The sequence below is a fragment of the Mesorhizobium sp. P3_B5 genome (assembly GCF_056402815.1).
On sequence record NZ_JBFUGR010000005.1, the window covers coordinates 267,784 to 290,501 of the forward strand.

The window sequence follows — 22,718 nt, forward strand, 5'->3', positions numbered from 1 at the left end:
GCCACCCGGCCTCCACCATGCGCCTAGAACGCCACCCGGTCGCCACCCTTGAGCGCCAGCATAGCGCGCGCCTCGGCCGGCGTCGCGACCTCCAGGGACAGCCCGTCGAGAATGCCGCGGATGCGGCGCACCTGGTCGGCATTGGATTTGGCCAGCTGGCGGCCGTCGTAAAGACTGTCCTCCAGCCCGACGCGGACATTGCCGCCCATTGCCGCGGCGATCGAGATCAGTGGCATCTGCTGGCGGCCGGCTGCCAGTACCGAGAACTGAAAACTGTCGCCAAAGAGTTTGTCGGCGATGCGCTTCATGTGCACGAGATTATCCGGATCGGCGCCGATGCCACCCAAAATGCCGAAGACGAACTGGATGAAAAACGGTCCCGACACCAGCCCGCGGTCGCGGAAATGCGCCAGCGAATAGAGATGGCCGACATCGTAGCATTCGAATTCAAAACGCGTGCCGCAGCCCTTGCCGAGTTTATCGAGCACCGTCTCCATGTCGGCAAAAGTGTTCTTGAAGATCGTGTCGCGGGTCGCCTCGAGCAGCTTCGGCTCCCACTCGTGCTGCCATTCCCTCGGTCTGTCGAGCATCGGGAACAGCGCGAAATTCATCGAGCCCATGTTGAGCGAGCACATTTCGGGTTCGGCCCGCAGCGGCGCGGCCAGCCGCTGGTCCAGCGTCATCAGCGACGAGCCGCCGGTGGTGATGTTGATCACCGCATCGGTCGCCTGCTTGATGCGCGGCAGGAATTGCATGAACACATCAGGGTCGGCGGTCGGCCGGCCGTCGCTTGGATCGCGGGCGTGCAGATGCAGGATCGACGCGCCGGCTTCGGCGGCGGCGATCGCCTCAGCGGCGATCTGGTCGGGTGTCACCGGCAGATAGGGCGACATGGACGGTGTGTGCACCGAGCCGGTGACCGCGCAGGTGATGATGACTTTCCTCGGCGCCATTTTTTCCCCCTCAGCCTTCGACCGGGAGGTCGAGTTCGGCGGCCAGCACCTGCAGCGAGTCGCCGATGATGGAAATGATTTCGCCGATCTGTTCGCGGGTAACGATCATCGGCGGCGCCACCATGAAATTGTCGCCGTCGACGCCGCCCTTGACCCTGCGGCCGTAGATGATCAGGCCGCGCTCATAGGCCAGGTCGAGCAGGCGCTGCGTGGCTTTCTTGCTCTGATCGATCGGCCGAAGCGTCTCCGGATCGGCGACCATCTCGGCTCCGGTGAGCAGGCCTTTGCCACGCACGTCAGCAATGAAGGGGAAGCGTTTCGCAAGCCCTTTCAGCCCGTCCATCAGCACGTCGCCCATTCTCGCCGCATTGGCGATCAAATCGAGCCGGTCCATCTCGCCGAGCACCGCAAGCCCGGCGGCGCAGGCCAGCGGGTTTCCGGCATAGGTGTGGCCATGCTGGAAGCCGCCGGAGGCGAGCAGCGGCTGCACCAGCCGCATCGGTGCGGCCAGCGCACCGAGCGGCGCGTAGCCAGAGCCCAGCCCCTTCGACAGCGCGACGATGTCGGGCTTGCAGTTCCAATGGTCGCCGCCGAGGAATTTGCCGGTGCGACCGGCGCCGCTCATCACTTCGTCATGGATGAGCAGGATGCCGTAGCGGTCGCAGATTTCGCGAATGCGCGGATAGTAGCTGTCGGGCGCCACCAGGGCAGAAGTCGCAGCGCCGCCGATCGGCTCCATGATGAAGGCGAGCACGCTGTCCGGTCCTTCGGCCTGGATCTTGTCCTCCAGCATGTCGGCGTATCGGATGCCGCGCTGTTCCATCGACAGATTGTCGCGGTCGCGCCACGCCGTCGGCGCCGGCACGCTCGGCATCACCTGCATCATCGGCGTGAAGCTTTCGGCCAGCGCATCGTCGCCGGTGACCGAGAGCGAACCCAAAGTGCCGCCATGATAGGAGGGAAAGCGCGTGATCACCTTCCAGCGGCTGGCTTGCCCGGTGGCGACCGCCCATTGCCGGGCCAGCTTGATGCAGGATTCCGTCGCCTCCGAGCCGCCAGAGACGAAGAAGATGCGGTCCATGCCCTCCGGCAGTTTTCCCGCCAGTTGCCGCGCCAGTTCTTCCGCCGGCTCGTTCTCGAAATGCAGCCGATAGGCAAAGGTGGCGCGGTCCATCTGCCGCTTCATCGCATCGAGCACGTTGCGGTTGGAATGGCCGATATTGGCGACCATCGGCCCGCTCGAACCGTCGATGAAACGGCGGCCGTCCTGCGTCCACATATAGATGCCCTCGGCGCGATCGATCAGCGGCCGGCGCAGACTGGAGAGATAGAACAGATGCGATGGCGCGCGCGCTTCTGATACGGCGGTGGAGGGCTTCGGCATGTCAGGTCTTTCCGAGATAGCGGTCGAGAACATTTCTGGTCACGCGTTCGACCATTGCATCCTGCCTTAGCAGGCCGGCAACCCATTCGCAGCTTCCGGCGTGGAAAACCTCGCCCTTGCCGCGTGGGAAATTGACGATCATGCCGTTGCCGCGTTTGACTTTTTCCAGATTGGCGTCGCTTGCCTCGCCAAACAAGGTCTCGGCGGTGAAGCGGCCGTCCTCGTCACCGAGGAACTGGTCTTCGAACGGAATGTCGGCGCTTTCCTCGACCTGGCTCGCCATGCCGACGGCCAGCACTTGCAAACCATCCGGCGCGCCGCTGCCTGGCGTCGGGTAGGGCAGCCCGCCGCGGATCTCGAAATCGAGCCCGTCCACCTCGTAGCCATAGACATGGCTGTCGGCGCCGAGCAGGTCGCCATAGTAGATGCCGGTGCCGGCAAAGGCCCAATGCTCGGGCCGGTAGACTGGAAAGCCGCGCACGCCGCGCGGCGCGCAGCCACCCCACCCGGCATAGACGCCCCTGGTCGCGTTGAGGCCGAAAGTCAGAGCGCCGGGACGGCCGATCTCAGGTGCTTCCCACGAATTGCTGGCGCGCGTCACGTCGCCGCCGTGATAGGCCGGATCTTCCGCACGCGCCCGGTATTTGTAGCAGACCTGCCGGCGTCCCTCGTCCTCCAGCCTTGTCTGCCACATGAAATTGCCGGCAAAACGCGCCGCGTGGCCGCCCCGTTCGACATAGGCGTCGACCGCGTCGCGCATCTCCCAGGTCCAGTATTCGTCATGGCCGACAAAGGCGACGCAGTCGTAGCCGTCGAGAATCTCCGGCGAGAAATGCAGATCGTGCTGGCTAGCAAGATCGATGCCATAGCCGGCGCGCTCGGCAAAACGGAAGAAGTGGCTGTCATAGCTCGCCCAGCCTGATGAGGCGTATTTCTTCGAATGGCCGGTGGCATAGGCCCATTCCATATGGGGATAGCGCGGCGCGGTCTTTGGCGGCACCGCGACCTCCAGCGGCACGCGCGGCGCATCTTTTGGCAGCACGACGAAGCCGCGGCACCACGGCCGTTGCGTCGATACCATCGTCGCATACTGGTCGCGGTTTGGGCCGGTTATGCCTTGGTAGTGGTTGGAGCCGCCCCAGGTGTTGTAGGCGAGCCAGGTGCCGGTCGCCGCGATTTGCAACACGCGGCCAGGCCTTTTGCCGGGCGGCGGGGCGACGATGAACAGATGGTGGCAAAGGATCGGCTTGCCGTCGCGGCCATCGGCTGTCAGCGTCACGCGATAGGCGCCGGAGGGCCAGTCGTCCGCGACGCGGAATTCGAAGGACGTCTCCCAGCCGCAGCCCTCGACCGAACATTGGTCCGGCGTTTCCTGCCAGCGCGCCACGATTCCGGCCTGCTCGAGAATCTTGGTTTCGGTTGCGCCGTCGCGGATGATGACGATGCCGAAGCTTGGTGCCGTCGAGCTGACATGCAGCGCCACCGTCTCGCCGGGGCGATAGGAAAACCGGTCCGTGTAGCACCAGATCTCGCCACGCTCGCCATCCATGCCGGGCCATTCGTAATAATGGCCACGCACCGCCTCGCGGCGCTGCTCGGGCGTCAGCCCGAAATCGGGGAACTCGGTCGGCAGCTGCGTCAATGAACACCTGAGATCAGTGGCCGCCATTGAGACCATCGGCCAGCCAAGCGTCAAATGGAAACGATCGGGCCAGCATTCGTCCTAAGCGCCCTTGGCCCTGTTGGCCAAACAGACTATCTCAAGGGCAGGCGGCATTTCTGCCGTGGGAGCCAAAATGCTGAGAGTGCAAAAGGTCAAGGTCGACGAAATCTACGTGCCGACCGCGCGCAAGAAGACATTGCACCCCGAGACCGTCCGCCATCTGGCCGAGGACATTCTGGAAAACGGCATGAAGACACCGATCCAGGTGCGCCATGACGGCAAGCGCCACATCCTGGTCGAGGGCCTGCATCGGCTGGAAGCGGCCAAGTGGCTCGGCGAAACCGAGATCGACGCCTATCTCGTGCAAGCCAAGCGCCACTAAGTTTCCGACCTCGGTCCACCGTTCCCGTGATTTTTTCGCCGGCCACTGTCGGCTCGTGCTCCGTTGGCCCGTCCTTGGGGCACAACCCAGAACAATCCGAGGAGACCATCATGACCACCAAGCTCGACATCGCCCCCGGCAATGACCGCGAACTGGCACTTGCCCGCATCATCGATGCGCCGCGCGAAAACGTCTATCGTTGCTGGACCGACCCCAAGCTGGTGACGCAATGGTTCGCGCCAAAACCGTGGACGACGCCGCGCGCCGAGATGGACGTGCGCACCGGCGGCTCCACCCTGGTCGTCATGGCCAGCCCCGACGGCCACGAATTCCCCAACCCCGGCGTCTTTCTCGAGGTCATCCCCGGCAACAAGATCGTCTTCACCGACGCCTACACCACAGCTTGGGATCCCTCGGAAAAGCCGTTCATGACCGTTGTGCTGACCTTCGAGGATGAGGGCGCCGGCAAGACCCGTTACACGGTGCGGGTCCGGCACTGGAGCGTCGCCGACCGCGAACAGCACGAAAAGATGGGTTTTCACGACGGCTGGGGGCAGTGCACCGACCAGCTCGAAGATCTCGCCAAGACGCTTTGATGCCAACAAGACGGGAGGAGATCGATATGTCCAGAACCTTGCTTTTCGCCATCCTTGCCGCGGCGGCAGCGCTTCTTGCCTCACCGGCCACCACCAATGCAGAGGAGACCACCATGACGACCGAGACCAAAACCTTGCCGAAGCCGGAAAAGTCCGGCCTGCTGCCGATCGACGGCCTCAACTACTATTACGCCGTCTACGGCAAGGGCGAGCCGCTGCTTCTGCTCCATGGCGGTTTGGGCACGATCGATATGTTCGCACCGATCCTGCCCAGGCTTGCCGAGCATCGCACGGTGATCGCCGTCGACCTGCAGGGGCATGGCCGCACCGCGCTTGGTGAGCGGCCGTTCGGCCTGGAAGCCATCGGCGACGACATGGCTGCGATCGTCAAGGCACTCGGCTATGACAAGGTCGATGTCATGGGCTATTCGCTGGGTGGCGGCGTCGCCTTCCGCATGGCCGTCCAGCATCCCGAAGCGGTGCGTCGGCTTGTCCTGGTCTCGACCGGCTATGCAGCCGACGGCTTCTATGCCGAGATGCGCGGCCAGCAGGCGCAAGTCAGCGCCGCCGCCGCCGATTTCATGAAGGACACGCCGATGTACAAATCCTACATCGCGGTGGCGCCGCATCCGCAGGATTTCCCAAAACTGCTCGATGCACTCGGCAATTTCATGCGCAAGGACTACGATTATTCCGCCGACGTCACCAAGCTGAAGATGCCGGTGATGCTGGTCTATGGCGACAGCGACATGTACCGGCCCGAGCATGAGATCAAGTTTTACCAGATGCTCGGCGGCGGACTGAAGGATGCCGGCTGGATGCGCGAGAACCTGTCGCAGAACCGCTTGGCCATACTGCCCAATCGCACCCACTACGACGTCTTTTTCGCCCCGGAACTGACCGCCGCGGCGCTGCCTTTCCTCGATGGCGAGACCAAGGTGAAGACCTGGGACGAGGTCGTCAGCGAAACGGAATAACCATCACCGGAAACGGTTGCCGGCCGTCCCCCAAGGGCGGCCGGTCCCATTCCCATCACGACAGGTGATACCGTCATCAAAGCTTTTCAATTGACCGGGCCAATCCTGCCGTTACCTCTAAGCTTCCTCAGGAAAACGGAACCGGGCGATGGCTGGATATCAGGGCGGGTGCCTGTGCGGCGCGGTGCGTTACCGCACCGATGCTGCACCGATCAATGAACGCGTCTGCCATTGCCGGCTCTGCCAGAAGGTGATTGGCGCGGCCTTCAATGCCCGCGTGCTGTTTCGCGTCGACGATGTGACGATCGACGGGGCGGTGGCGACGGTCAACACCTCGCCCGACCTCAAGCGCGGCTTTTGCTCCAGCTGCGGCACGACGATGTTTTCGCGACGCGAGTCCGCCGGCATCATCGGCATCACCACCGGCTCGCTCGACGATCCCAAGCTGTTCAAGCCACAGATGCATATGTGGACCGCCTCGAAGCAGCCCTGGGTGCAGCTCGACGACGGCCTGCCGCAATTTGAAGGCGCGCCGCCGCCGAACTGAATCGCATGACCAAAATTTAATCCAAATAGTCACGACATAGCCGGCAAAGCGTCATTGGCGGGCCATGATTGTCTCCCTATCTATCGGCTGCGGGCCGGCATTCGAGGAGGCGACGGATGAGCGACAGCATCAACACCCTGGACGAGCTTTTGAGCGATCCGATGGTCTTGCTGGTGATGGAGCGTGACCGCGTAAAACCCGAACAGGTGCGCATCTTGCTTGAACGCGCCCGTCGCCCCGCCGTCTATGGGCCGCTGGTGCCACCGGCGCATGTCGTCGCCAAGACCTGCCTGCAACAGTGGCTGGGCAGATAGGTCAGCCGGAGTTTGCCGGCAAATAGCTGTAATGGCTGCGGAAATAGGCCAGCTTGAAACCGAGCCGCGCATAGTTGCTATAGGCCGGACCGTCGCGGTCGGGGTGCGGCGCCTCGATGTCGGCGACAAACAGTTTCGCGCCGGCCGCAAGGCCGTCGCGAACCATGGCTTCGCCAAGCATGGCATCGAGATCGAAGCTTGGCGCCATGATGCCAGGCACCGGCGCGTCGATGCCGCTCCAGGCCGTGCCGTCAGCGCCGATGAACAGCGAGCGCACAGCCACGACCGCGCCGTCCCGCCGCGCCATGTAATGATGCCAACCCTGTCGGCCGACCAGCGCCTTGAGCCATGGTGAGGTCGGCAGCCGGTACTGGCTGTCGATGAAGCCAGCCCATTCGCCTGCCGTTGCAGACGTCACGCGCTCGACCGACACGCCCTCGATCGGGAAAAGCGGTTCAGCCGCCAGAGGGGCTGCCTCGCGAAAAATCCGTTCCCAGCCGCTCAGGCGCTGCAGGCCGCGCGCCTCGAGCCAGCATCGGAGTGCAGAAGGCTCGGTGTGCGGATTGGCATAGAACCATGGCCTCGCAATGCCGGCGGCGCGGTACTGCGCCAACAGCGCGTCAAGCTGGCTCTCGGTGGCCGGGCGGTCGACGCCGAAATTCTTGACGCAGTTGAAATGGATGAACGGGATTGCCGTGCAGGTGGTCCAGACGAGATTACCGTCTTCGGCGATCGTCAGTCCGAGCCGCGCGGCAAAGTCGGCGGGAGCGGCTTGGTAAAGGTCCAGCCAGGCATTGACCTCGGCGCGTTCGATGGCGCGGCTGAAATCGCGGGAGACGTCCTCCATCGCGATGGCCGGCTGATGCGGTTCGGGCAGGGCGACGGGTTGCAATTCGGACAGAGCGGCGGACGACATGGGCTTCCTCCCGATTCATTACCTTACGATGTAAGGTTAGCGCAGAGTAATATTAACACGGAAGTTGTCAAGCGGGATTGGGGGACTCATCGGCCTCGATGCCAATGCCACCGCTGGAAATTTGCCGAGATGCGGGCGCCAGGCTCCCCCTTCTCCCCTTGTGGGAGAAGGTGGCCGAGCGAAGCTCGGTCGGATGAGGGGTGTTCCAGCTTGGCAATGACGGCGATCCTTCCAACACCCCTCAACCGTCTCGGCGCTGCGCGCCGATCCACCTTCTCCCACAAGGGGAGAAGGGAGAGCCACCTTATGGCTAATATTTGATTCAAACTTTGTTGGTAATTTCTCGTTAGTAATCGAAGCCAGTTTTGTCCGGCGGCGAGTGTTGGCCATCGGTCTGTTGTGTTCTGCGTACAGGTCCAGATGCGGTTATCAGGCGTCGTCATTTTCTCGGTCGCGGCTTTGTGCCTTGCCGGCTGCTCGTCGACGGCAGGCGTCGATGCCTTGCAAATGCCGTCCAACGAAACCACCAGTTCGGTCGTGCGGCCAAGCGTGCCGGTCGCGGCGGCTCCGGTGGAGACGGCCGTTCTCGCGCCGATGCGGTCCGACGCTGTGGCCGACAATGCGCCACCCTTTTCCATGGTTGAGGAAGAAGAGGCCATGCTCGCGCCCTCGCCAGCGCCGCAGGAGAGCGCCGAACCGCAGGCCGAGCCTATTGCCCTGATGTCGCCGCCGAAGCGGCTGAGCCGGGCGGCACCCGCGATGCTGGCCTCGCCGGTAACACGCTACGGCTTTCGTGACGCCAAGCCGATCAATTTCGGCAAGGTATCGCCAAGGCGACTGGCCGTTCACGGCGTCGACATCTCGCGCTGGCAGGGCAACATCAACTGGGACAAGCTGCGCGCACAGGGTGCCAACTTCGCCTACATCAAGGCGACCGATGGCGGCGACCATCTCGATCCGATGTTCATGAAGAACTGGCGCAATGCCAATGCCGCCGGGCTGAAGCGCGGCGCCTATCATTTCTTCTACTGGTGCCGCACGGCCGGCGAGCAGGCCGACTGGTTCATCCGCAACGTGCCAAAAATGGACGGCGCGCTGCCGCCGGTCATCGACGTCGAGTGGAACGGCGAATCCAGCTGCAAGCGGCGCCCGTCGCGCGAAAAAGTGCTGGAGAAGATGCAGGTGTTCATGGACAGACTGGAGCGCCACTACGGCCAGCGGCCCATCATCTACACCAGCCCCGATTTCTACCGCGACAATCTACAGGGCGCCTTCCTGGATTACCCGTTCTGGCTGCGTGCGGTGGCGCGGCATCCCTCAAAAGTCTACCCCGGCCGCAAATGGCTGTTCTGGCAGTATTCCGGCTCCGGCCTGTCGCACGGGGTGAGCGGCCGCATCGACCTCAATGTCTTCCATGGCGATGAAAATGCCTGGCGCGCATGGGCGGGCGGACGGCAGATGGTGGCTGACGCCGACTGAACGCCTCGCGACGCAGGCTGATGACGGCAGCGCCCGCGCCGGCGGCCCTATGGTCGCCTTGGCTTGAATTTTCAGTGTTTCGCTAACGATCCGCTCACTTTGTCCTTTAGCGCTATCGCAACAGCCTTCCGGTAACGTGCCCGTGATCGGGTTTCGGAGGGGTCAATGCGCAATCCAGTCGTGGCAATCGCTGTTGTGGCCGGCGTCGGCTACGGGTTTTTCAACTCGCTCGGCCACATGCCGGGCGCCGACACCTCGCTGGCGGAGTCGAAGCAAAACGTCGTCTCCTATTCCACCGAAGACAAGGCGATGCAGGCCGCCAAGAAGAACGGCCGCTCGACGCTGCCGCGCTTCCACCAACTGATCGCCGCCGGCACGCCCGGCACCTACACGGTGAAATTTCCGCTGACGCAAAACGGCGCCACCGAGCATATCTGGCTGCAGCTGGTCGGCTACAGCGACGGCTCGTATATCGGTCTGCTCGCCGACGTTCCGGTCAACGGCAACAAGTACAAACTGGGCGACCGGATGACCGTGGCCGAGGCCGACGTCGAGGACTGGATGGTCAAGGACGGCAACGTCATCTATGGCGGCTACACCACACGTCAGGCGTTTGCGGATATGCCCAAGGAGCAGGTCGCAAAGTACGGGCTGACCTTCAAGGATTGAGGCGGCCCGTCACCGCGCGCTGAAAGCACTACCGCGCTGCGCGCATCTCGCGCTCGCGTATGACTGCCGTCTGGGCCAGCACCCAGTCGCGGAACACCTTGATCTTGGGTGTGTTGCGGCGGCTTTCCAGGTGCACCAGCCAATAGCCGTCGCCGTCGGATCCGACGATGTCAAAGGGCTGTATCAGCTGTCCCTTCGCCAGCAGAGCGCTGTAGAGGTTCTGGGTGAGGATTGCAGCGCCCTGATCGGTGATTGCCGCCATCGCATCATAGGCCTGCCCGCCAAGCGCCGGACGCGCGATGACACGATCGGGATCGAAGGGCACGCCGGCTGCTTCGAACCAGATTTTCCACCAGGGATCGTCAGGGCCGCATAGCGGCACCTTGTAGAGATCCTCGGGGTGGTGAATGCCACCGACGCTCTCGGCCAGTCTTGGACTGAGCATCGGCGTGTAGTCCGCCTTGAACAGATAATGGGCGGTCAGACCGGGCCATTTTCCAATGCCGGTTCGAATGCCGATATCCATGTCCTCGCGCCCGAAATCGACCAGCCGGGACGACGTGTCCACCTTCACGGCGAGATCGGGATGCATCAGCTGGAATGTTCCAAGCCAGACAGCCAGCCAGTTCGACGCAAACGTTCCCATCGTCGTGACGGAAAGCACCCCGGTCGCTCCACCCTTGGTGGCGAGCCACGCATCCGCCAAAGCTGAGAACGCGCCGGTTGCCAGCGGCGCCAGTTGTTGTCCGGCCTCCGTCAGGGCGATCTGCCTTATTTTCCTTATGAAAAGCGGCGTTCCGGCACGTTCTTCCAACACTTTGATCTGATAGCTTGCCGCTGACTGGGTCATGCCGAGTTCCTCGGCTGCCTTGGTGAAGCTGCCCAGCCGCGCCGCGGCCTCGAACACCCTGATAGCGCCTAGTGGCGGCAACTCCCAACCCATGATGCATCAATCCTCCTGATGCATGCTACGCGACGTTCGATTGGAAACCAAGACCGGAAAACGGCATGCTCTGGTCATCAGATCGAACCCCTGGAGGATACGGCAATGACCACCACCATCGCTCTTTACAACTCGCTTCGTCGTCCGATGCTCGACCTCTTCACCGCTCCGTTCAGGCCCCGCAAGCGTGGCCTGCTCGATCATCGTTGCCTGTCGGATCATTTCCTGCGCGATATCGGCATGCTCGACGGACACGTTCCCAACGGCAGCATCCGCTGAGGCAAATCGGGCTCATTGACCGACGTAGAATGCAAGGGAGGGAAGATGAGCGCGTCATCGCAGGATCTGGCGAAGAGCCGTCAAACGATCAGTGCCTATGAGGACTATGCGGAGCGCTACGATGCAATCGTGCGGCATGTTCCCAACGAGAGAGAGCAGGCATCGCTAAAGCGCCTAGTGGCGATCGCCGGCACAAGCGGCCAGATTCTGGAAGTGGGGTCGGGAGCGGGATACGACGCGGATTTTCTGGAGAGTTTGGGCGTCAAGGTTCGGCGCACCGACGCAACCAAGCGGTTTCTCGAGCTGCAGGCCGCGCGCGGCAAACATGGTGAGCTGCTCGATCTCATCACCGACGAATTCGGCGGCCCCTATGACGCGGTTCTGGCCCTGGCCGTCCTGATCCATGTGCCGCGCGACCAGACCGACCAGGTGCTTGCCAAGATAGCCGGCTCGCTGCGGCCAGGCGGCGCCTTCCTCGTCTCGATGCGCAATGGCGACGGCGAGACATCAGGCGAATATCATATGGTCTACTGGCGCAGGGACGACTTCGCGGCCCGCATCGAAGCCGCCGGGCTGGTGCTTATCAGGGACGATTTCAACGTGGGACGCGGTACCGACGAATGGAACACGTTCCTGGCCGTGAAACCGTCATGACGCGGCGCGGACTTTGCTTCTGAGTTTGAAAACGGGGTGGCGGTTCGAGGCGGTCCATGGTTCAAGCTTCTGATGTGGACAGCAGCTTGGAGATTGGACACATGGCGCTCAAGCGGATGGACAACGTAGGAATCGCCGTCGAAAACCTCGCGGCGACGATTGATTTCTTTCGCGAACTCGGCCTCGAGCTCGAAGGGCAGGGCACGATCGAAGGAGAATGGGCCGGACGTGTCACTGGACTGGGCGATCAGCATGTCGAAATTGCCATGATGCGCACACCGGACGGCCACAGCCGGCTCGAGCTCTCCCGCTTCCTCAGGCCGCCTGTCGTCGCAGATCACCGGAACGCTCCGGTCAACGCCCTGGGCTACCTCCGCGTCATGTTTACCGTGGACGACATCGACGACACGCTTGAAAGGCTCCGCACGCGCGGTGCGCAGCTCGTCGGCGAAGTCGTCCAGTATAAGGACGCGTATCGGCTCTGCTACATCCGTGGGCCTGAAGGGCTTCTCATCGGACTCGCCCAGGAACTCAGCTGAGCAGAACCCAGCTGAGCGCAATACGAGCGCGTCCGTGGCCGCCCAGCCTGGTCGAGATGCATCCTCGACGGTGGGTTGTGTTCTCGCCAAGCCCGATGAGCTCGCAAATAGACATCGCCGCTGCCTTGATGTCTATTTGCAGCTCCTGCACCGTTGGGCATCGGAGGCGAGTTGGAGATCAAGTTTCTGCTGGTCGGCTTTGCCTGCGTGGTGGCGTGCGTGTTGTCGCTCATCACCTTCGTGAAATGGCGGGAGGTGAGGGCGCTGAGCCACTGGCTGCCGACGCCGGGAAAGATCATCTCGTCACGCGTCGAGGCACGCAAGGTGAGGGTCTCGGGCGTTGGCGTGGACAGCAACGATGCCACCGAAATCCGCAATTTTCCGGCGATCACCTTCGAATACAAGGTGGGCAAAAAGACCTTCCGAGGCTCGCGCTACAGCGTGAAGGAGAATCTGGGGAATTTCGAAGTCGCCGAAACGCTTGCGCAGTTTCCGAGCGGCGCCGAAGTGACCGTCTTCTACAATCCGGCCGATCCGAGCAAAGCCGTGATAGAGCGCACCCTGCCGGATGGCGCCTTCAAGTTCATGGTCAAGCTTTCGGCCGGGCTGGTGATCGGCGCGGTGGTGCTGGTATTTTTCGTCGGCGGCGTGCTGGACGCGATCCGGCCGCATCTGCCCAAGCCTGAGAATCTCGGCCCAGCCGTGCTGCTGCTGTTCATCGGCCTGGTTATCCTGCTCATGGGCATCGCCCATAAAGTGATCGCCCGGCGGGCGAAGAAATGGCCGGTCGCCACTGGGCGTATCGATGCGTCAGGCCTGGAGGCGCTCCGCGCCCATGGAATCTATCGAAGCTGGCGCACCGTCTTCCGGTCTCGCATCGTCTACAGCTATAGCGTCGCCGGCCAAAATTACACCGCCGACCGCGTCACCTTCGGCGCCAACGTGACGGCGTCGCTGCCCGGCCTCGTCAGCGGCCAGGCGCGGCGCTATGTCGAGGGCAGCAATGTCGACGTCCATTATGATCCCGCCAACCCGGCCTCGGCGGTGCTTGAATGCCGGGTGCGCGGGCTCTGGCTGCTGTGGGTGTGTTCGGCTGGTTTTCTCGGTGGTGCTGCTTGGCTGGTCGGGCTGGTCTGAGGTGCTAGAATGCCTTCAGCATCAAGCCCGGCGAAACCCCAAAGCTGCATCGCAGCGCGGCGGAGTAGATGCTCGCCAAAACCAACATGACCGCACCGCAGGCCCTGACGTGCGATCTAATGATTGATCGTGCGTCACGCTTCGGACAAGTTTCATCGCCTATGACCATCATAACAGACAACGAGATGTCCCATGGCGCTACTAACGATTGGCTATGAAGGTTCTGAAATTGACGACTTCGTATCCGTACTAAAGGCAGCGAAGGTCGAATTGCTTGTCGACGTGAGAGATTTACCTCTGTCAAGAAAACCAGGCTTCTCCAAAAATTCGCTTAGGAACCATCTCGAAAACTCTGCGATCGACTATAGGCACACAAAAATCCTTGGTGATCCCAGAGAGGGGCGGTTGGCTGCCCGAAGCGGTGATCGTCTGCGGTTCGAGCGCATTTTCAGAGGCCATATCGCGAATGAGGCAGCCGGGAAAATAATCCGTGAGTTGGCACTGCAGGCAGAAACAAAGAACATCTGCCTAATGTGTTTTGAAAGAGACCACAAAGACTGCCATCGTTCCATTATTTGTGAAGAGATATTGCGAATTAAGAAGACTTCAATTAAAAACATTGGTGTACCGAAAGGCTTTCGTCTAAAGGCTGCGTGATTGGCATCTCTCTCCCAACGCGACTCTGCGGTGATTCTGGTAAAGGCGGCGCCGCGTGTTGGGGAAACTCATGGCGAGCTAGTCTGTTGTGCAGGGTTGGATTTCAACGGTAATTGGATTCGGCTATATCCGGTAGCTTTTCGCACCCTGGAAGACGCTCAGAAGTTTGGCCGATGGGATACCATTGAGTATGGCTGGAGCCTCCCTAAAGGCGACCAACGAAGCGAGAGCCGAAGGCTGGAGCACAAGTCTCTCGTAATAACCGGCAGTTTGTCTGAAAAATCACGTGCCCAATTCTTAGCCCGGCATGTTGTTTCGAGTCTCAATACCGAACTAGAAGAAGGTCGAAGTCTGGCACTCATTCGACCGCGGAACGCTGAATTCGTGGTTGAAAGAAAAGATCGCGCTACGTTTGAGGATGAGAAAGCGCGATTTCAGATGTGGCACGATCAAGAGGCTAATAGCCTGTTCGGATTTTTGGGTAAGAGCTTAGTTCCGTATAAGCCAGCTCCATTTCTTTTCAAATATAAATATGAAACGGTTGATGGATCACGCGAAGGAACTTGCCAGGATTGGGAGATAGAGGCCACTTTTCTTAAGTGGCAACGTCTGTATGGCGAGACAGAAACGCTACGAAAAATGACTGAAAGATTTGGGGTAGAGTATTCGAGAAAAGGTTTTGTTCTCGCGATGGGGACGCACAAAGCCTATCCGCAATGGCTTATTAATGGTGTGATCCGGCTCGATCATGGGGTTGAGGACGAGGTCCAAGAATCTCTTTTTTGACGATTTAAGCAAGATCGGCCCGATCTTGCGACCGGGCCGATGATGTTACGTCTTAGCGCTTCAGATTTCCTCAGCTGCACCCGCTCGTCGAGCCGCAGGTGTCGCACTTCTCGCAGGTGCCGTTCCGCACCATGGTGAAGTTGTGGCATTCCGAGCATTCGTTGCCGGTGTAGCCCTGCATCAAGGATTGCTGACGCCGGGTAGAGGCAAGCGCCTTCGCCTCTGCCGCCTCTTTCGCCGCTTCGTCGGTGAACAGCCCAGTTGGGTCGGTTGCCTCTTCGTGAACGATGTCCTCGATCAACTCCTTGGCCCGCTCTTCATACTCGCGCTTGTAGGCGATGGCTTCGTCGCTGGCTGGTTTCAACGCCAGCACATTGGACCCTGAGAACGCAGTCGGAGCGACACGGGCAGGGGCCGCGGCGGGTGATCCGGCAAAGCCCTTGGGCTCGGTGCCCGATACCAGCTTGACCGGCGAGGCGCCGCGGGTAAGACCCTTCGAGAACGGCGTCGCCTTGCCTTCGTTGATGCCGCGTCCGAGCGCCGTCTTGTCGAAGTCCGACTGGTCGACATGAGCGAGGTCGTTGCGGCCGAGATAGGACACGGCGAGCTCGCGGAACACGTAGTCGAGGATCGACGTCGCGTTCTTGATGGCGTCGTTGCCCTGCACCATGCCGGCCGGCTCGAACTTGGTGAAGGTGAAGGCCTCGACAAATTCTTCGAGCGGCACGCCATATTGCAGGCCGAGCGAGATGGCGATGGCGAAGTTGTTCATCATCGCCCGGAAGGCAGCACCTTCCTTGTGCATGTCGATGAAGATCTCGCCGATGCGTCCGTCGTCGAACTCGCCGGTGCGCAGGTAGACCTTGTGGCCACCGACGACCGCTTTCTGGGTATAGCCCTTGCGGCGGTTCGGCAGTTTCTCGCGGTCGCGGTAGAGGCGTTCGATAACGCGCTCGACGATCTTCTCGGTGACTTGCACGGCGCGCTGTGAAGCCGGGGCCTGGATCAGCTGCTCGACCGCATCGTCCTCGTCCTCCTCGCCATCGGCGAGCAGAGAGGCGTTGAGCGGCTGCGACAGCTTGGAGCCGTCGCGATAGAGCGCGTTGGCCTTCAGCGCCAGCTTCCACGACAGCATGTAGGCGCCCTTGGCATCTTCCACCGTCGCATCGTTCGGCATGTTGATGGTCTTGGAGATAGCGCCGGAGATGAAGGGCTGCGCTGCCGCCATCATCTGGATGTGGCTGTTGATCGAAAGCGAACGCTTGCCGATCTTGCCGCACGGGCTGGCGCAATCGAACACCGCGAGATGTTCGGCCTTCAGGAACGGCGCGCCTTCCAGCGTCATGGCACCGCAGACGTGAATGTTGGCGGCCTCGATGTCTTTCCTGGAGAAGCCGATCGCCGGCAGGATCTCGAACGAGAAATCGTTGAGCTGCTCGTCGGTGAAGCCAAACGTCTCCTTCACCCAGTCGGCGCCCAGCGTCCACTGGTTGAAGACGAACTTGATGTCGAAGGCCGACTTCAGCGCCGCATTGAGCGCCGCGATCTTTTCATCGGTGAAGCCCTTGGCCTTGAGCGAGCCGGGGTTGATCGCCGGCGCCTGGTTCATGTTGCCATGGCCGACAGCGTAAGCCTCGATCTCGGCAAGCTGGGCTTCCGAATAGCCGAGCGTGCGCAGCGCTTCCGGCACGGCGCGGTTGATGATCTTGAAGTAGCCGCCGCCGGCGAGCTTCTTGAACTTCACCAGCGCGAAGTCGGGCTCGATCCCGGTGGTGTCGCAATCCATGACCAGTCCAATCGTGCCGGTCGGCGCGATCACGGTTGCCTGCGCATTGCGGTAGCCATGTTCCTCGCCGAGCTCGATGGCGCGGTCCCAGGCAGCCTTGGCGTGCTCGACAAGCTCCTGCTGCTTCAGGTCGGAAGCGACCAGCGGCACCGGGTTGACGGCGAGCTTCTCATAGCCCTGCTTCTCGCCATAGGCGGCACGGCGGTGATTACGCATGACGCGCAGCATGTTCTGCGCGTTGCGGTCGTAGTCGGCGAAGGCGCCGAGTTCGGAAGCCATCTCGGCCGAGGTGGCGTAGGCGGTGCCGGTCATGATCGCGGTGAGGGCGGCGCAGATGGCGCGGCCTTCGTCGGAATCATAGGGAATGCCAGACGTCATCAGCAGGCCGCCGATGTTGGCATAGCCGAGGCCGAGCGTGCGATATTCGTAGGATTGCTTGGCGATCTCCTTCGACGGGAACTGCGCCATCATCACCGAGATTTCGAGAACGATGGTCCACAGCCGCACCGTGTGCTCGTAGGCGGCGATATCGATCGTGCCGTCGGCGTTGCGGTAGGGCAAAAGGTTGATCGAGGCGAGGTTGCAGGCGGTGTCGTCGAGGAACATGTATTCCGAGCACGGGTTGGAGGCCCGGATCGCACCGGCCGAAGCGCAGGTGTGCCAGTCGTTCATCGTCGTGTTGAAATGCAGACCCGGATCGGCCGACGCCCAGGCGGCGTAGCCGATCTTTTCCCACAGGTCGCGTGCCTTCAGCGTCTTCAGCACCTTGCCGTCCTTGCGGGCGGTCAGGTGCCAGTCGGCGTCCTGCTCGACGGCGCGCAGGAAATTGTCCTTCAGCGACACCGAATTGTTGGAGTTCTGGCCCGAAACCGTGAGGTAGGCATCCGAATCCCAGTCGGTGTCGTAGGTCTTGAACGACATCGAGGTGTAGCCCTGCTTGGCGAACTGGATGACGCGGTAGATGTAGTTCTCCGGCACCGCATTCTTCTTGGCCGCCTTGATCTCGCGCTTCAGCGCGGTGTTGATCGACGGATCGAAGCAATCGTCGTCATGGCCTTCGCAGTTGATGCAGGCCTTCATGATCGCTTCGAGGTGCTTTTTGACGATCTTGGAGCCGGTGACCAGCGAGGCCACCTTCTGCTCTTCATTGACCTTCCAGTCGATGAATTCCTCGATATCGGGATGGTCGGCGTCGACGATGACCATTTTGGCGGCGCGGCGCGTCGTGCCGCCCGACTTGATGGCGCCCGCCGCGCGGTCGCCGATCTTGAGGAAGCTCATCAGGCCGGACGAGCGGCCGCCGCCCGACAGCTTTTCGCCTTCGCCGCGCAGCATGGAGAAGTTGGAGCCGGTGCCGGAGCCGTATTTGAACAGCCGCGCTTCACGCACCCACAGGTCCATGATGCCGCCTTCGTTGACGAGATCGTCCTGCACGCCCTGGATGAAGCAGGCATGCGGCTGCGGATGCTCGTAGGACGACTTCGACTTGGTCAGCTTGCCGGTGAACGGGTCGACATAGAAATGGCCCTGGCTCGGGCCATCGATGCCATAGGCCCAGTGCAGGCCGGTGTTGAACCATTGCGGCGAATTCGGCGCGACGCGCTGCGTGGCCAGCATATAGGCGAGCTCGTCGCGGAAGGCGCTCGCGTCTTCTTCCGACTTGAAGTAGCCGCCCTTGTAGCCCCAATAGGTCCAGGTGCCGGCAAGGCGGTCGAACACCTGGCGGGCGTCGATCTCGGAGCCGTAGCGCTCGGCCTCCGGCAGTTTTGCGAGTTCGGCCTCGTCGGCAACGGAGCGCCACAGGAAGGAGGGGACGTCGTTCTCCTCGACCTTCTTCAGTCGTGCGGGAACGCCGGCCTTGCGGAAATACTTCTGCGCCAGGATGTCGGCGGCAACCTGGCTGAACTGAGCCGGCACATCGATGTTATCCAGGCGGAACACCACCGAGCCATCCGGATTCTTGATCTCCGAAAGCGCCTTGCGGAATTCGATCTCCGCGTAAGCCGATTGCCCTTGCTTGGTGAAACGCCGCTCGATGCGCATTGGTCCGATCCCTTTTGTCTATATATAGCGCTTTCCCCAGGGGATTTCTGCCCCCAATAGCGAAACGCGCAGTCCGCCGTTTGCCGGCGTTCGAAAACAGCCGGCTCTCCATTTCACAGTCGCCGCCGTCCTGCTGGTCAAAACTCCTTGCGAAGCGCCTGTCCAACTCTGCGACGAACCCTGCGGGTCCCTCAAAACTGATTTTTTGTCGATTCCCTCACCCGAGGGAAATTCACACTATCTAGCGTCGAACCTACCTGCAAACACTAAATATAGTGTTAACAGACAATTTATTCCAGTCCGACAATTCGCCCTATCGTCCCCCACGCCCCCACAATCCCAACGCTTCCGCCAGCCTCGTAAACGGGCGGAAATACGGGCAAAAACGCACATAATCCGGGAAAAAGACCGGGCTCAGAACTTTCCGGTCACGCTCTCAACAGGAACGCATGGCCTATAAAAGGCGACTCGTTTTGCGCCGTCAAGGATTCGTTTCTGAAGCTTTTATGACCCCAACATCTTGTGTGTCACATATGTGGATAACGGGGATAGAATGACGTTTTAAAAATCCCCGGTTTTGCCGGCGTACCGTCGCCGATGGGCGGCCTATCCGGGTCACGCCGGGCAGCTTTGGTCCACAGCCTTTTCATTTCGCCTGGCATGTTCTATGTCTGGCGCCTCGCGCGGGGGCGCGTCTTGTCAACCATAAAAGCATCCGTTACGCCCCGCTCATGACAGTTACCGTCCGTTTCGCCCCATCACCGACCGGCCGCATTCATATCGGCAATGCGCGCACCGCTCTGTTCAACTGGCTGTTTGCCATGAACAACAAGGGCCGCTTCATCCAGCGCTTCGATGACACAGACATTGCCCGCTCAAGGCAGGAATTTGCCGACGCCATTCTCTATGATCTGCACTGGCTGGGGATTTTCCCTGACGCCACCGAATACCAGTCGCGGCGCGTCGACGCTTACGATGCTGCGGTCGAACGGCTGAAGGCGGCGCGCCTCCTCTATGCCTGCTATGAGACGCCCGAAGAACTCGATCTGAGGCGCAAGGTGCGCCGCACGCGCGGCCTGCCGCCGGTCTATGGCCGGGAGGCGCTGACGCTGACGCCAAGCCAGATCGCCGAATACAAGTCCGATGGCCGCCGGCCGCACTGGCGTTTTCTGCTGCCCAATTTCACCAACGACCCTCAGCAGCCGGAACGCACCGAAATCCACTGGAACGATCTGGTGCGCGGCGAAGAAACCGTCGACCTCGCCTCGCTTTCCGATCCCGTGCTGCTGCGCGAGGACGGCACCTATCTCTATACGCTGCCATCGGTGGTCGACGACATCGAGATGGGTGTCAGCCATGTCATCCGCGGCGACGACCACGTCACCAACACCGGCGTGCAGATCGCCTTGTTCAAGGCGCTGGGTGCCGAGCCGCCGATCTTCGGTCACCACAATCTGTTGACCACGGCTTCGGGCGAGGGGCTGTCGAAGCGCACCGGCGCGCTGTCGATCGAGAGCCTGCGCGAGGATGGCATCGAACCGATGGCGGTAGCGTCGCTGGCCGTGCTCGTCGGCACCTCGGAAAATGTCGTGGCGATGCATGACATGCGCGAGCTTGCCGAGCGCTTCGATCCGGCCGCGACGTCAAAAACCGCCGCCAAGTTCGATCCGGACGAGCTTTTCGTGCTCAATCGCACACTGCTGCACAAAATGCCGTTCGCCGAGGCGCGTGACCGGCTGGTGGTGTTCGGCATCTCCGGCGACAAGGCTGAAGCCTTCTGGCTGGCGGTGCGCGGCAATCTCGACACGCTGGCGGACGCCGTAAACTGGTGGCGCATCCTAGGCGAAGGCCCGCAGGAGCCGCCGGAGTTTTCCGGCGAGGATCGCGCGTTTCTGGAGCAGGCGTTCGAATTGCTGCCTGAGGAACCGTGGAACGGCACGGTCTGGAAGGATTGGACCGGCAAGGTCAGGGAAGCAACCGGCCGCAAGGGCAAGGCGCTTTTCATGCCGCTCAGGCTGGCGCTTACTGGACTGCCTTCCGGGCCGGAGCTTGCAGATCTATTGCCGCTCCTGGGTCGGGAAGGAACGCTGGCCCGACGACCCTGACCTTGCGCTGATCCGGCGGCAGCACTGGCGACGTGACAGGCTTGGCGGACAGGCGCTTGATCGCCTCGCGGTCGAGCCCGCCTTGTATATTGGCCAGCGTCTCCGGATCGGCGCCCGGATCGGGCTTGGCGACCGGCACCGGAACGAACGGCGTCGTCTGCGTATCGGCTTGTGACTGGTTGGGGTTGGGCGGATTGCCGCCGATGATCTCGAAATTCTGGGCCGCATTGCAGCCGCAGGTTGGCGGGCGCGGTATGTTAGTCTGCTTGTAGAGATAGGCTCTCGGCAATTCGCTATACGGCCTGCCAGTCACCGACGATGTCATGTTGGCCGAATCGTCGTCCATGCCGCGCGAATAGAAAACCTGCATTTCGGTGCCCGGGCAGGCCGATTCGCAGTTCTTCTGGTCGCGTTCGAAGTCGCTCAGCGAGGCCGCGTTCGACATCGGGAAGAAATAGCCGTCGCATGTGCGCACGCACATCGTGTGGAACTCGCCGCCGACGCTGGGGAAATCCGGGCCGCCGGGTTGGTTGAGCACCCGGCGGATGTTGCGCTCCTCGCCGGGATCGTCGGGTTGGTCGAGCGTATCGACCGTATCGGATTGGTGGCTGCCGCCACCGAAAAGCTGCTCGAACAGATTTCCATTGCCACTGTCGGGGTTTGCCTCCTGGACGGGTGCGCGCTGCGGCGCAACGGCGTCGTCACGACAGTCATTGGCGTCGAGCGCGGCCAGGATGCGGTTGCGATCGCGCCGCGAACCGCCGCCGGCGAGCCGCGCGCGCTTGGCCTGCAAGGCGTCGAGATTGGCATTCATGCGGTCGATGGTGCTGTTGAGCGCGGCGCACTGGTTGACGTTGCGGGAAAACAGTGAAAAGCCACAATTGGCATCGCTCGCCCGGCCGCGGACCTTGGCAAGCTGTTCGCGCTGCCGATCGATGGCATCATCATATCTTCGCAGGATCGCCGAGCCGCCGCCGCCACCATTTGAAGCTGCAGCGAGTTCGGCCTCGAGCTGGCGACAAAGGCGCGATGCGGCCTGCGGCTCGGTGACAGCAATGGCAGACAACGCCAAGGCGCCAAGCAGCGCAGCAAGGTGCGTCAGCTTCCACCCTCCGCCCATCATTGCCCGAAACCTCGCTTGCTTGCCTGTCGCGATGCTACCGGATTCGCGGTTAACCGTTCCCTCAATCTACAGCCAAAGATGGTCTTAGCCCATTCCTGCGCTGCATGAAAAAGGCGTATTCGCCCGGGAAAACTGCCAGGATCCAGCAAGACCCGGAGGCTTGGCGTGAGCGCGATTACCCGTCGAACCGCACTGCCGTTCGGTCTTTTGTGTCTGGCGATGCCTGCCGCTATGGCGCAGCAGAAGCCCGACGCGCCGGATTGGCGCAGCAGACTGGTCGATGCCGCCCGGGAACAGACCGGCGTCACCACCCTTTACGATCCGACCTATGTCCGCATCGGCTATCCCGGTGGCGATGTCGCGCCGGAGCGGGGCGTGTTCACCGATGTCGTGGTCCGCGCCTATCGCCGCGCCTTCGATCTCGATCTGCAAAGGCTGGTGCATGAGGATATGGCGGCCAATTTCGCTGCCTATCCGAAGACTTGGGGCCTGAAAGCGACCGACCGCAATATAGACCACCGGCGGGTGCCCAACCTTGCTGTCTTTTTCGGGCGGCGGGGTGTCTCCTTGGCCGTCAGCCAGGATCCCGCCGACTATTTGCCGGGCGATCTCGTCACCCAGATGCTGGCACCCAACGTGCCGCACATCGCCATCGTCTCGTACAATCGTTCAGCCGCAGCGCCGGAAAGGCCGCTGGTCATCCACAATATCGGGCGGGGCGCCCAGGAGGAGGACACCCTGTTCGCCTTCGAGCAGACCGGGCATTTTCGCTTCGCGCCGGCCTGA

General features: G+C 61.8%; 22 protein-coding genes. 15 read left to right on the forward strand and 7 right to left on the reverse strand.

All coding sequences use genetic code 11. The features are described from left to right. Window positions 1-23: 23 nt before the first annotated feature. From kce to AC1DVW_RS15540, 3 genes are read right to left on the reverse strand one after another with little or no spacing between them, the layout of a single operon-like run. Complete coding sequence (gene kce / locus AC1DVW_RS15530; protein ID WP_477242977.1) at window positions 24-953, reverse strand: 3,5-dioxohexanoate:acetyl-CoA acetone transferase; 930 nt, start codon at window positions 951-953, stop codon at window positions 24-26. Window positions 954-963: 10 nt separating this feature from the next. Continuing rightward, window positions 964-2,337, reverse strand: a complete 1,374-nt coding sequence (locus AC1DVW_RS15535) for an aminotransferase family protein (RefSeq protein ID WP_477324174.1) — start codon at window positions 2,335-2,337, stop codon at window positions 964-966. Between the two features lies 1 nt (window position 2,338). Then, complete coding sequence (locus tag AC1DVW_RS15540) at window positions 2,339-3,979, reverse strand: N,N-dimethylformamidase beta subunit family domain-containing protein (protein WP_477324176.1); 1,641 nt, start codon at window positions 3,977-3,979, stop codon at window positions 2,339-2,341. A gap of 154 nt (window positions 3,980-4,133) precedes the next feature. Between AC1DVW_RS15540 and AC1DVW_RS15545 the strand changes: the two genes are divergently transcribed. The 5 genes from AC1DVW_RS15545 (at window position 4,134) to AC1DVW_RS15565 (ending at window position 6,816) form a co-directional block, all read left to right on the forward strand. Further along, the gene (locus AC1DVW_RS15545) at window positions 4,134-4,382 is read left to right on the forward strand and encodes a ParB N-terminal domain-containing protein (protein WP_023669061.1); all 249 of its coding nucleotides are present in this window, start codon (window positions 4,134-4,136) and stop codon (window positions 4,380-4,382) included. Between the two features lie 110 nt (window positions 4,383-4,492). Then, window positions 4,493-4,978 carry an SRPBCC family protein gene (locus tag AC1DVW_RS15550; RefSeq protein ID WP_477324178.1) on the forward strand — a complete coding sequence of 162 codons (486 nt, stop codon included), beginning with the start codon at window positions 4,493-4,495 and terminating at the stop codon, window positions 4,976-4,978. A 26-nt stretch (window positions 4,979-5,004) separates the two neighbouring features. After that, entirely contained in the window at window positions 5,005-5,955 is a 951-nt protein-coding gene (locus tag AC1DVW_RS15555) for an alpha/beta fold hydrolase (RefSeq protein WP_477324180.1), read from the forward strand. A 148-nt stretch (window positions 5,956-6,103) separates the two neighbouring features. Next, window positions 6,104-6,502, forward strand: a complete 399-nt coding sequence (locus tag AC1DVW_RS15560) for a GFA family protein (protein WP_477242982.1) — start codon at window positions 6,104-6,106, stop codon at window positions 6,500-6,502. Window positions 6,503-6,618: 116 nt separating this feature from the next. Beyond that, on the forward strand, window positions 6,619-6,816 hold the full coding sequence (locus tag AC1DVW_RS15565) for a hypothetical protein (protein ID WP_477269440.1): 198 nt from the start codon (window positions 6,619-6,621) through the stop codon (window positions 6,814-6,816). Between the two features lies 1 nt (window position 6,817). On the opposite strand, the gene AC1DVW_RS15570 is transcribed toward AC1DVW_RS15565, so the two are convergent. Further along, a complete protein-coding gene (locus AC1DVW_RS15570) occupies window positions 6,818-7,732 on the reverse strand; it encodes a hypothetical protein (RefSeq protein WP_477324182.1) in 915 nt (304 codons plus the stop codon). A gap of 420 nt (window positions 7,733-8,152) precedes the next feature. Between AC1DVW_RS15570 and AC1DVW_RS15575 the strand changes: the two genes are divergently transcribed. After that, on the forward strand, window positions 8,153-9,211 hold the full coding sequence (locus tag AC1DVW_RS15575) for a glycoside hydrolase family 25 protein (RefSeq protein WP_477324183.1): 1,059 nt from the start codon (window positions 8,153-8,155) through the stop codon (window positions 9,209-9,211). A gap of 165 nt (window positions 9,212-9,376) precedes the next feature. Next, on the forward strand, window positions 9,377-9,880 hold the full coding sequence (locus tag AC1DVW_RS15580) for a DUF2314 domain-containing protein (protein ID WP_477324185.1): 504 nt from the start codon (window positions 9,377-9,379) through the stop codon (window positions 9,878-9,880). Window positions 9,881-9,908: 28 nt separating this feature from the next. Here AC1DVW_RS15580 and AC1DVW_RS15585 read toward each other — a convergent pair whose 3' ends face one another. After that, window positions 9,909-10,823 (reverse strand): LysR substrate-binding domain-containing protein, encoded by a 915-nt coding sequence (locus tag AC1DVW_RS15585; RefSeq protein WP_477324187.1) that lies wholly within the window; start codon window positions 10,821-10,823, stop codon window positions 9,909-9,911. A gap of 105 nt (window positions 10,824-10,928) precedes the next feature. On the opposite strand from AC1DVW_RS15585, the gene AC1DVW_RS15590 reads away from it, so the two are divergent. The 6 genes from AC1DVW_RS15590 (at window position 10,929) to AC1DVW_RS15615 (ending at window position 14,875) form a co-directional block, all read left to right on the forward strand. Continuing rightward, window positions 10,929-11,102: a hypothetical protein gene (locus AC1DVW_RS15590; protein WP_477324189.1), complete on the forward strand. Its 174-nt coding sequence runs from the start codon at window positions 10,929-10,931 to the stop codon at window positions 11,100-11,102. 45 nt (window positions 11,103-11,147) lie between these two features. Continuing rightward, window positions 11,148-11,756, forward strand: a complete 609-nt coding sequence (locus AC1DVW_RS15595) for a class I SAM-dependent DNA methyltransferase (RefSeq protein ID WP_477324191.1) — start codon at window positions 11,148-11,150, stop codon at window positions 11,754-11,756. A gap of 101 nt (window positions 11,757-11,857) precedes the next feature. Then, window positions 11,858-12,295, forward strand: coding sequence for a VOC family protein (locus AC1DVW_RS15600; protein ID WP_477324193.1), 438 nt, complete (start codon window positions 11,858-11,860; stop codon window positions 12,293-12,295). A 171-nt stretch (window positions 12,296-12,466) separates the two neighbouring features. Beyond that, on the forward strand, window positions 12,467-13,432 hold the full coding sequence (locus AC1DVW_RS15605) for a DUF3592 domain-containing protein (RefSeq protein WP_477324195.1): 966 nt from the start codon (window positions 12,467-12,469) through the stop codon (window positions 13,430-13,432). A 192-nt stretch (window positions 13,433-13,624) separates the two neighbouring features. Next, window positions 13,625-14,089: a DUF488 domain-containing protein gene (locus AC1DVW_RS15610; RefSeq protein WP_477324197.1), complete on the forward strand. Its 465-nt coding sequence runs from the start codon at window positions 13,625-13,627 to the stop codon at window positions 14,087-14,089. Continuing rightward, on the forward strand, window positions 14,090-14,875 hold the full coding sequence (locus AC1DVW_RS15615; RefSeq protein ID WP_477324199.1) for a hypothetical protein: 786 nt from the start codon (window positions 14,090-14,092) through the stop codon (window positions 14,873-14,875). A 70-nt stretch (window positions 14,876-14,945) separates the two neighbouring features. Here AC1DVW_RS15615 and AC1DVW_RS15620 read toward each other — a convergent pair whose 3' ends face one another. Next, window positions 14,946-18,704 carry a vitamin B12-dependent ribonucleotide reductase gene (locus AC1DVW_RS15620; RefSeq protein ID WP_477324201.1) on the reverse strand — a complete coding sequence of 1,253 codons (3,759 nt, stop codon included), beginning with the start codon at window positions 18,702-18,704 and terminating at the stop codon, window positions 14,946-14,948. A 731-nt stretch (window positions 18,705-19,435) separates the two neighbouring features. Here AC1DVW_RS15620 and gltX point away from each other — a divergent pair. Beyond that, on the forward strand, window positions 19,436-20,809 hold the full coding sequence (gene gltX, locus AC1DVW_RS15625) for a glutamate--tRNA ligase (RefSeq protein WP_477324203.1): 1,374 nt from the start codon (window positions 19,436-19,438) through the stop codon (window positions 20,807-20,809). On the opposite strand, the gene AC1DVW_RS15630 is transcribed toward gltX, so the two are convergent. Further along, complete coding sequence (locus AC1DVW_RS15630; RefSeq protein ID WP_477324205.1) at window positions 20,727-21,932, reverse strand: DUF2865 domain-containing protein; 1,206 nt, start codon at window positions 21,930-21,932, stop codon at window positions 20,727-20,729. The two genes, gltX and AC1DVW_RS15630, sit on opposite strands and share 83 nt — an antisense overlap. Window positions 21,933-22,097: 165 nt before the next feature. Between AC1DVW_RS15630 and AC1DVW_RS15635 the strand changes: the two genes are divergently transcribed. Next, window positions 22,098-22,718, forward strand: coding sequence for a DUF1287 domain-containing protein (locus AC1DVW_RS15635; RefSeq protein WP_477324207.1), 621 nt, complete (start codon window positions 22,098-22,100; stop codon window positions 22,716-22,718).